Here is a 9098-nt window from a genome sequence, read left to right as displayed (position 1 = left end):
TGCAAGCGACATAACCGCCTTTTTTAATGAGCTATCGGGCGCTCCCCTACAACGCGTAGCGCCGGTACTCCTTCTCGACCATGGGCAGGATGCGCAGGGCCTGTTCGCGTTCGCTGTCGGCTTCGGCGCCGCGGTCCAGATGCCGCAGGATCAGGCTGCGGATGTAGCGGCTCTGCGCCAGGCCGGGTGACTGGACCAGCGCGGCGTCGATATCCGCCAGCGCCTCGGTGAACTTGCCAAGCCGCAGCCAGACGACCGCGCGGCTGTCGAGGATTTCGGAGGTGTCGTCGCTCAGCTCGATGGCGCTGGTGCAATCCTTCAGCGCGGTGTCGATCTGCACCTGCCGCAGCGCCTTGGTCCAGCAGCGCCCGTTCAGCAGGCTGGGCTTGCCCGGTTTCTGCGTGATCAGCGCATCATATTGTCCGATTGCCGCCGCCGGATCGCCGAACTCGCCGAGAATCTGCGCGCGCGAGAGCTGGTAGTCGAAGCGCGTCTGGCCGCCGAGCGCGATCTTTTCGTCCAGCAGGGCCAGCGCGCTGTCCACCTTGCCCTGCTTCGCCGCATAGTAGGCGAGCCGGCCGATCGCCGGGAGCGATGACGGATCGATTGCCCGTGCCGCATCGGCATCCTTCTCGGCGGAGGCATAATCGCCGATGGTGTCGTAGATGTCGGCGCGCACGAGGTACTCGTCCACCGACGGGTGCGTGGCGATCACGTGCGAAAGATCGGCGATGGCGCCCCTCCGGTCGCCGATGCCCTTGCGATAGTTCGCGCGGTTGCTCCACGGCAGCGTATCGTCCGCCTCGGCGGTTGCGATCGCGCGTTCATAGATGGCGTTGATACCGGCGATCTGGGACGAGGCGCGGGTTGCCGCTTCGGTCAGTTGCCAGCGCCGCCGTGTATCGAGCGGCGCGATCAGCCTTGGCGCCTGCGCGTTGACGGCGGCCGCCCGGTCCCGTTCGCCGGCGACGGCAGCGGGCGCCACTTCGGTGCCGGCCATGGTCATCGTTTCGTCCAGGGTCAGCACGGCGCCCTCCAGCGAGAGGCTGCGCTGCAGGCGCCGCCCGGCTACCTCGGTATCGAGATGGCGCGCGCCTTCGACCGTCAGGCCCCGGCCATCTTCCGGCAGATGGATGCGGGCCTTGTAGTGCATGCGATCAGGGGTGCCGGTCGTTACGGGGATATTCGCCCAGGACGTGCGGGCGCGGTCCGGGCTGAATTCCTGGTCACCGGTCAGGCGCGCAACCTGCCGCTTGCGCAAGTGGTCCTCGGTGGTCCACGGCGTGGTGAACACGGCCTTGCCGGACACGGCGACCGTTCCGAGGTCTGGATCGGGCTTTGCCGCCAGATCGGCGAACTGGCCCTCTCCGAGCAGCCGCTGCAGCATCGTTGCGAGGAACTGTTCGTGTTCCTTCTCGGCCAATTGTTCCCTGGCCGTATTCATTAGCGTGGCCGCGCCGCCTCGGAAGACGGCGTTGATCTGCGTCAGCGAGGGCAAATCGGTGCTGGTGCTTTCATCGATGTCCAGCGTGATATCGACCGTAGGACGCGCGGGCGCGGTTCGCTGGATCGCTTCCAGCTCCGCCCCGTCGGCGCGCAGCGGCAACACCTGCCGCATCGTGGGCGTATCGCCGAGATCGGGCAGGCGCGTGCCCGTGTCGGTCCCATCCAGCCAGACCGACCGTCCGCCGATCCGCGCGCGCACGAACACATGGTCGAACGCCCCCGCCGAAGGCAGGTGCTGCGGCACCAGATCGTCCATCGTCGCGCTGGCCAGTACCGGTTCGGCATCGATCTGCAGCGCGCGCAGCATGGCCAGCAACAGCAGCGTCTTGGCCTTGCAATCGCCATACCGGATCGACCATGTCCGCTCCGGCGCCTGCGGAACGTAATTGCCGCCGTTCATCTGGACGGCGACATAGCGGATCTTGTCCTGCACGCTGCGCAGCGCCAGGGCGGCCTGCGTCAGCGGGTCGGCGCTCGCCTTGCGGATCGTTTCGATTTCCGCCGCCAGCGCGCCGTCCTTCTCGATCGTGCCTTCGGTGGCGAACAGCGGGCTCATCACTTTCGAGACTTCGCGCCAGGACGCGAAATCGGACGCTTCGATGAAGGCCGGCTGGCGGAAACGCAGGGGCGCGTCTCCGGGCATTTCCGGCTTCTTCGGCGTGGGCAGCGCCACGGATACGGTGGTGAAGCCATCGCGCGTGACCGTGGTGGTTTGCGGGGTGGCGCCCACGATCTGCCAGTGCGGCGGCCGTTTGGACGGGAAGCTCAACGCCATCGTCGCGCCGCTGGTTTTGGCGGGCAGCGCGATCAGCGGCGCCTGCCACTGCGCGCGATCGCCCAGCGCCTTGTCCAGCGTGGTAACGGACGCGCGCACGTGCAGGGTATCGCCGATCTGGAGGCCCTCAGGCTCCATCGTGGCGGTCAGGAGACCGGTGATCTGGCGCTGTTCCAGCTGCTGTTCACGCCGCAGGACGTCGAACCGCTTGCCGTCCTTGAGCAGATCGATCGTCGCGCCGTTGCGGATGATCGCTACTTCGTGAACGATGAGATCGCCCTTGTCCGGCAGCCACGGCAGCGCGAGCGTGGAGTTGCTGGCGATCGTTTCGGCGTTGGTCATCTTGACCGTGATGTCGAAATAGCTCCACACCCGGCCATCGGCGATCCGCACCTGCCAATCGTAAAGCGGCGCGAACGCACTGTCGCTGGCCAGCGTGGCGGGCAGCGAAACCGGGTGAATCCAGGCGGGCGAAGGTTGATACAGCGGCGTTTCGCCGGCTGCGGCGGGTTGCGCCAGCAGCACGGCCGCCATGGCCGAAACACCCGCCAAATCGATTCTGCCCATGCGTCTTTGCCCCCGTATCAGCGAGCGTGCGCCATTGGCGGACCCGCGTCAGCGTGTTGAAGTAGGGCGAATTATTTGCGGCAACGCAACCCGTACCGCCAAAACGCACACAGTTTCCGCCGCTCCCCGAGGTCGCATATTTGTTCATCAAACCCGGAATGAACCTGAACAAAAGCTGCCAGTTCCTTTCCGGTTTCGTTCAGCGCGAATCGCCTAGACCGCTTCTCACGGCGGCACATCGGGGAAGGCACGGGGCTTTCCAGGGACCGTTCCGGGAGAACGCTCATGATGCAATTCGCGAAGAAGGCGATCCTCGCCACCGCGCTGGCCGCCACCACGTTTGCCAGCGTCGCGCCGGCCTCGGCCCGGCCCTATTACGGCGGCGGCTATGGCGGCGGTTATCATCGCGGTGGTGGGGACGCCACCGGCGCCGCGATCGTCGGCGGGATCGTCGGCATCGCCATCGGCGCGCTGATCGCCTCGAGCGCCAACAGCAACAAGCACGACCGCTACCGCGATCGCGGCTGGACCTGGCGCGACGGATACTACTGGGACCGTGACGGTCGTCGCTATGACCAGAACGGCCGGCCCTGCGATGACGAGGGCTATTACGCCCGCCGCGGGTACAACGACAACGGCTACTACGGGCGCGACGGCTACAACAACCAGGGTTACAACAACGGCTACGGCGGCGACTACCGGGACGGCTATCGCGGCGATCCGCGTGGCTATCCCTACGGCAACTGATCCGGGGGGACGGGACGGGGGCAACCCCGTCCCGTTTTGCGACGGATCGTGCCCCGATAACGCCGTGTGACGGGATTTTTCAGGCTCCGTTCAGCGCGAGCCGGGCAGATGAAAAGGCAACAGTCCGTGCCAGGGACCGACACGGCGGATGAGGAGAACAGTCGTGAACCATCTCAAGAAAGGCATCGTTGCGATGACGCTGGCGGCCACCGCGCTGGCGGCCGCGGCTCCGGCGCAGGCACGCCCCTACTACGGCGGCCCCTATTATGGCCATCGTGGTGGCGACAGCACGGGCGCGGCGATCGCGGGCGGCATCGTCGGCCTGGCGGTCGGCGCGGCCATCGCGTCGAACCAACGCGACCGCTACTATGATCGCGGCTATTATGCCGACTACCCGGCGTATCCGGCCTATCCGGCGCCGGTCTATCCCGCCTATCCGGTCTATCCGCGCAGCTACTATTACGCGCCGCCGCCCCCGCCGCCCGTGGTGGTCTATCGCGGCGGCTGGGGCTGGCACGGCGGCTGGCACCACGGATACCGCCGCGGCTGGTAAAGGCACCGCGGTTTGCCTCGGCCGCTACCTTTCGTGTACTCGCCAAGCACGAAAGGGGCGGCTAAGGGGACGCGATGGTCGACTCCACCGATACTGGGTCCTTGCCCGCCACGACCCAAGGGCTGCGCGTGGCGCTGTTCAGCGGCAACTACAACTATGTCCGCGATGGCGCCAACCAGGCGCTGAACCGGCTGGTCGGCTATCTCCAGCGCCAGGGCGCGCAAGTGCGCGTCTATGCGCCCAAGGTGGCCAACCCCGCGTTTCCGTCCAAGGGTAAGCTGGTCGGGGTGCCTTCCATAGCCATTCCCGGCCGCGCGGAATACCGCCTGCCCATCGCGCTCAGCCCGCGTGTGCGGCGCGATCTGGCCACGTTCGCGCCGCATGTGGTCCACGTTTCCTCGCCCGACATCGCCGGCCACCGCGCGGTGAGCTGGGCGCGCCGGCACCGCCTGCCGATCCTCGCCTCGGTCCACACCCGGTTCGAGACCTACCCCCGCTATTACAACATGGCGTTCCTGGAACCGGTGCTCGAGGCCGTGCTGCGCCGTTTCTATCGCCGGTGCGATGCGCTGGTCGCGCCGTCCGAATCGATGGCGCAAGTGCTTCGCGCGCAGCGCATGAACTACGACATCGACATCTGGTCGCGTGGGGTGGACCGCGATGTCTTCCATCCCGGCCGCCGCGATACCGCCTGGCGGCAAAGCCTGGGCATCGCCGATGACGAGGTGGTGATCGGCTTCCTCGGCCGCCTGGTCATGGAAAAGGGGCTGGACGTCTTTTCGGATTCGATCGACCAGCTTGCCCGGCGCGGCGTGGCGCACCGGGTGATGGTGGTAGGAGAAGGGCCGGCGCACGACTGGTTCACCGAACGGTTGCCGCAAGCCGTGTTCACCGGCTTCCAGGGCGGCGCTGACCTTGGCCGCGCGGTCGCCAGCATGGACGTGCTGTTCAACCCGTCCATCACCGAGACATTCGGCAACGTCACGCTGGAGGCGATGGCCTGCGGCGTGCCGGTGGTCGCTGCGGCGGCCACGGGCAGCCAGAGCCTGGTCGACGACGGCGTTTCCGGCCGGCTGATCGCCCCCGGCGCGGTGCGCCAGTTCGCCGAGGCCCTGCGCGCCTATGTCGAGGACGCCGACCTGCGCGCGCGCCACGGCGCGGCGGGCGAGGCGCGCAGCCTGGAGTTCAGCTGGGACCGCATCAACCAGGCGGTGGCCGATACCTACCTGCGGCTGATCCGGCAGAAGGGCAAGGCGAAGCGGCGGTAGGGGTATTCGGGGAGGGATGCGGTTCGCGAGCAATCCCCTATGTCCGCTCGTCCTGAGCCTGTCGAAGGACGCGCTCCGTGCTGGCCGCGCGCGGTAAACCGCCTCAAGATCAACCGTATCGCGGGTCCTTCGACGGGCTCAGGACGAGCGGGGTTTTGCGTGCCCAAACTCCGCAACCTCGTCGCGTCCGCAAGGGCAGCCTGACGGGCGTTTACCGGTGGCTGCCCAGCATGTTGGCGTGGGTGATTGCCACGGCGAGCGCGTCCGCCGCGTCCTCGCCGGCCAGTTTCACGCCGGGGAGCAGCACTTTCAGCATCGCCTGAACCTGCAGCTTTTCCGCGCCGCCGGTGCCGACCATCGCTTTCTTGATCACCTTGGTGGGGTATTCCGCCACCGGGATGCCCGCGCGCGCCACCGAGAGCATGGCGACGCCGCGTGCTTGCCCCAGCTTCAGCGTCGATTGCGGATTCACGTTGACGAAGACTTCCTCGACCGCGCCGGTATCGGGGCGGTGGGCCAGGATCACGTCGGTCAGCGCGGCGTCCAGCTCCACCAGCCGTTCGGCCATGCTGGCCTTGGCATCGGTGCGGATCTGGCCGTTGGCGATGTGGCTCAGCCGGCTGCCCGCCTTGGCCACCACGCCCCAGCCGGTGCAGGTGAGGCCGGGATCGATGCCGAGGATGATCATTCCTGCCCCTTCCGCAGACGGGAGGCCAATGGGTGGGAAGGTCCGGCGCCGCGCCCCGCAAGGCCCACCCCCGACCCCTCCCGCAGGCGGGAGGGGAGATGCATCAGGCCAGCTTTTCCATTACCCAAGCTTTTCCATCACTTCGTCGGGGATTTCGTAGTTGCCCCAAACGGTCTGCACGTCGTCGTCGTCGTCCAGCACGTCGATCAGCTTGAGCAGCGTGGCGGCGTCGTCGGCGGAAACCTCGGTCTTGAGGTTGGGCCGCCATGCCAGCTTCACGCCTTCGGCTTCGCCCAGCGTCTTTTCCAGCTCGCGCGCCACTTCGTGGAGGTTTTCCACCGCCACCCAGATCGAATGCGATTCCTCGTCGCTCTCGACATCGTCGGCGCCGGCCTCGATCGCGGCTTCGAGCACCTTTTCCTCGTCGCCGGCCTTGCCGGGGTATTCGATCAGGCCGAGCCGTTCGAAGCCGTGGCTGACCGCGCCGCTGGCGCCCAGGTTGCCGCCGTTCTTGGCGAAGGCGGTGCGGACGTTGGTGGCGGTGCGGTTGCGGTTGTCGGTCAGCGCCTCGACGATCAGCGCGACGCCGCCGGGGCCGTAGCCCTCATAGCGGATTTCCTCGTAGTTCTCCGCATCGCCCTTGCTGGCCTTGTCGATCGCGCGCTGGATGTTGTCCTTGGGCATCGACTGCGCCTTGGCGGCGTTGACCGCGGCGCGCAGGCGCGGGTTCATGTCCGGATCGGGCATGCCCATCTTGGCCGCGACGGTGATTTCGCGGCTGAGCTTGGAGAACTGGGCAGAGCGCTTCTTGTCCTGCGCGCCCTTGCGGTGCATGATGTTCTTGAATTTGGAATGGCCTGCCATGGGAACCTTCGGAAGTCTGCGAGTTGCGGAGCTTCCGGCATCCTCGGCGCCCCGGTTGCGCGCGCCTTACACCGCGCGGGGGGGCGATAGCAACCGCCCCCGGAATTCCCGCTGTTGTCGGTGTTTGCGCGCGCGGTGGTTCCGCGTCGGTTCGGGGTCAGCCCAGGCCCAGCGCGGTCTTGTAGGTTTCGAGAACCATTTCCATCTCGCGGCGGTCGTCGGGCTTCATCTTCCGCAGGCGTACGATCTGGCGCATGATCTTGGCGTCGTAACCCACGGCCTTGGCTTCGTTGTAGACATCCTTGATGTCGTCGCCGATGCCCTTCTTTTCTTCTTCAAGGCGTTCGATGCGCTCGATCAGGAGGCGCAGGCGATCATCGGCGGCTTCGGCCATCGGGAAACTCCGCAAGGGTTATGGTGAATCGGTCGGCCGCGCTGATAGCGGGCGCGCCGGTTCGCGCAAAGCGGCGGCTGTGGAAATCCTCTCCGCTGGCGGCGGAACTATCGGCGGATCGTCAGTGTCCGGCGTTCTTCTTCATGCTTTCCTCCATGCGCGCCAGCTGTTCGGGCGTCGCCGCGGTCTGGAAGCGGGCCTTCCATTCGGCGGCGGGCAGGCCGTGGATCGCTTCGCGCGCGGCGGTCTTGTCCAGCCCGGCGCCGGCTTCGTTGATCCAGTCGGCCAGGCAGTTGCGGCAGAAGCCCGCCAGGCCCATCAGATCGATGTTCTGCGCATCGTGGCGGTGGCGCAGATGGCGCACCAGGCGGCGGAACGCGGCGGCGGCCACCGCATCGGGCAGGGTATCGAGCGCGTCGGCGGGGGTATCGCCGGCACCGGGTGTCGCATTCGTATCCATGGCAATCATTCCCTTGGGTTTTCCCGTCGCATAGGCCATAGGCCGGGGCCGTTGAAGAGGCGCTTTCCGTAAGGGCCGCAAAAACTAGGGAGCCACGCGTGGCGAAACATGATCCCCGGGGCCGCAAGGTGAAGATTCTGGCGACGGTAGGCCCGGCCAGCCGCGCGCCCGAGATGCTCGAAAAGCTGTTCCGTGCCGGCGCCGACGCCTTCCGCGTCAACATGAGCCATGGCGATCACGCCACCCACGCCGAAACGATCGCCTCGATCCGCGCGCTGGAAAAGAAGGTCAACCGGCCGATCACGATCCTGTGCGACCTGCAGGGGCCGAAGCTGCGCGTGGGCACGTTCCGCGAAGGCCGCGCGGTGATCCGCCATTCGGGCCACTTCACCCTGGACCGCAATCCCGAACCGGGCGACGAGACGCGCGTCTGCCTGCCGCATCCCGAACTGTTCGGCATCCTTGAAAAGGGCCAGCGCCTGCTGATCGACGACGGCAAGCTGAGGTTGCGCGTGATCCGCGCCGACAAGGACGCGATCCTGTGTTCGGCCGAGGTCGGCGGGGTGATTTCCGACCGCAAGGGCGTGAACGTGCCCGATGCGGTGGTGCCGGTGCCGGCGCTGACCGACAAGGACCGCCGCGATCTGGCCTTCGCGGTGGAGCATGGCGCGGACTGGATCGCGCTGTCGTTCGTGCAGCGGCCCGAGGACGTGGCCGAGGCGCGCCGCCTGATGGGCGGATACGGTTCGCTGATGGCCAAGATCGAGAAGCCGGCGGCGATTTCGCGGCTGGAGGAGATCATCGAACTCTCCGACGGCATCATGGTGGCGCGCGGCGATCTGGGTGTGGAACTGAACCCCGAGGAAGTGCCGCCGCTGCAGAAGCGCATCGTCGAATTCGCGCGGCGGCAGGGCAAGCCGGTGGTCGTCGCCACGCAGATGCTCGAATCGATGATCGAAACCCCGACGCCGACGCGCGCCGAAGTTTCCGACGTGGCGAACGCGGTCTATGACGGCGCCGACGCGGTGATGCTCTCNNGCTCTCGGCCGAAACCGCCGCCGGCGCCTGGCCGGAGGAAGCGGTGACGATCATGCACCGCATCGCCGCGCAAGTGGAAGCCGATCGCGGCTATGCCGCGCGCGTCCATTTCATCGAGACCCTGCCCGATCCGACGACGGCAGACGCCCTGTCGCAAGCCTGCGCCAGCATTGCCGATACGCTGCCGATCTCGGGCATCATCGTGTTCACGGGATCGGGATCGACCGCGCGCCGCGTC

General features: G+C 67.1%; 8 protein-coding genes and 1 pseudogene. 4 read left to right on the top strand and 5 right to left on the bottom strand.

Annotated features, from left to right (window positions below):
• Window positions 1-46 precede the first annotated feature (46 nt).
• A complete protein-coding gene (locus tag B3547_RS15705; protein WP_292964567.1) occupies window positions 47-2848 on the bottom strand; it encodes a DUF3857 domain-containing protein in 2802 nt (933 codons plus the stop codon).
• Between the two features lie 285 nt (window positions 2849-3133).
• Between B3547_RS15705 and B3547_RS15700 the strand changes: the two genes are divergently transcribed.
• The 3 genes from B3547_RS15700 (at window position 3134) to B3547_RS15690 (ending at window position 5416) form a co-directional block, all read left to right on the top strand.
• Window positions 3134-3595, top strand: a complete 462-nt coding sequence (locus B3547_RS15700) for a hypothetical protein (protein ID WP_292964565.1) — start codon at window positions 3134-3136, stop codon at window positions 3593-3595.
• 163 nt (window positions 3596-3758) lie between these two features.
• Entirely contained in the window at window positions 3759-4148 is a 390-nt protein-coding gene (locus tag B3547_RS15695) for a hypothetical protein (RefSeq protein WP_292964563.1), read from the top strand.
• Window positions 4149-4222: 74 nt separating this feature from the next.
• The gene (locus B3547_RS15690) at window positions 4223-5416 is read left to right on the top strand and encodes a glycosyltransferase family 4 protein (protein WP_124809970.1); all 1194 of its coding nucleotides are present in this window, start codon (window positions 4223-4225) and stop codon (window positions 5414-5416) included.
• A 211-nt stretch (window positions 5417-5627) separates the two neighbouring features.
• On the opposite strand, the gene ruvC is transcribed toward B3547_RS15690, so the two are convergent.
• The 4 genes from ruvC to B3547_RS15670 all read right to left on the bottom strand — a co-directional run bounded on the left by ruvC (window position 5628) and on the right by B3547_RS15670 (window position 7822).
• Complete coding sequence (gene ruvC / locus B3547_RS15685; RefSeq protein ID WP_292964557.1) at window positions 5628-6104, bottom strand: crossover junction endodeoxyribonuclease RuvC; 477 nt, start codon at window positions 6102-6104, stop codon at window positions 5628-5630.
• Window positions 6105-6224: 120 nt separating this feature from the next.
• Entirely contained in the window at window positions 6225-6968 is a 744-nt protein-coding gene (locus B3547_RS15680) for a YebC/PmpR family DNA-binding transcriptional regulator (protein ID WP_124809967.1), read from the bottom strand.
• 157 nt (window positions 6969-7125) lie between these two features.
• Window positions 7126-7362 (bottom strand): DUF2312 domain-containing protein, encoded by a 237-nt coding sequence (locus tag B3547_RS15675; RefSeq protein ID WP_124809966.1) that lies wholly within the window; start codon window positions 7360-7362, stop codon window positions 7126-7128.
• A gap of 121 nt (window positions 7363-7483) precedes the next feature.
• Window positions 7484-7822: a DUF1244 domain-containing protein gene (locus tag B3547_RS15670; RefSeq protein ID WP_194919463.1), complete on the bottom strand. Its 339-nt coding sequence runs from the start codon at window positions 7820-7822 to the stop codon at window positions 7484-7486.
• Between the two features lie 98 nt (window positions 7823-7920).
• Between B3547_RS15670 and pyk the strand changes: the two are divergent.
• Window positions 7921-9098: pseudogene (gene pyk, locus B3547_RS15665) on the top strand (pyruvate kinase); the annotation flags it as partial.

The organism is Novosphingobium sp. UBA1939, assembly GCF_002336885.1.
Classification (GTDB): domain Bacteria; phylum Pseudomonadota; class Alphaproteobacteria; order Sphingomonadales; family Sphingomonadaceae; genus Novosphingobium.
This window is presented reverse-complemented; position numbering and strand designations above follow the sequence as displayed.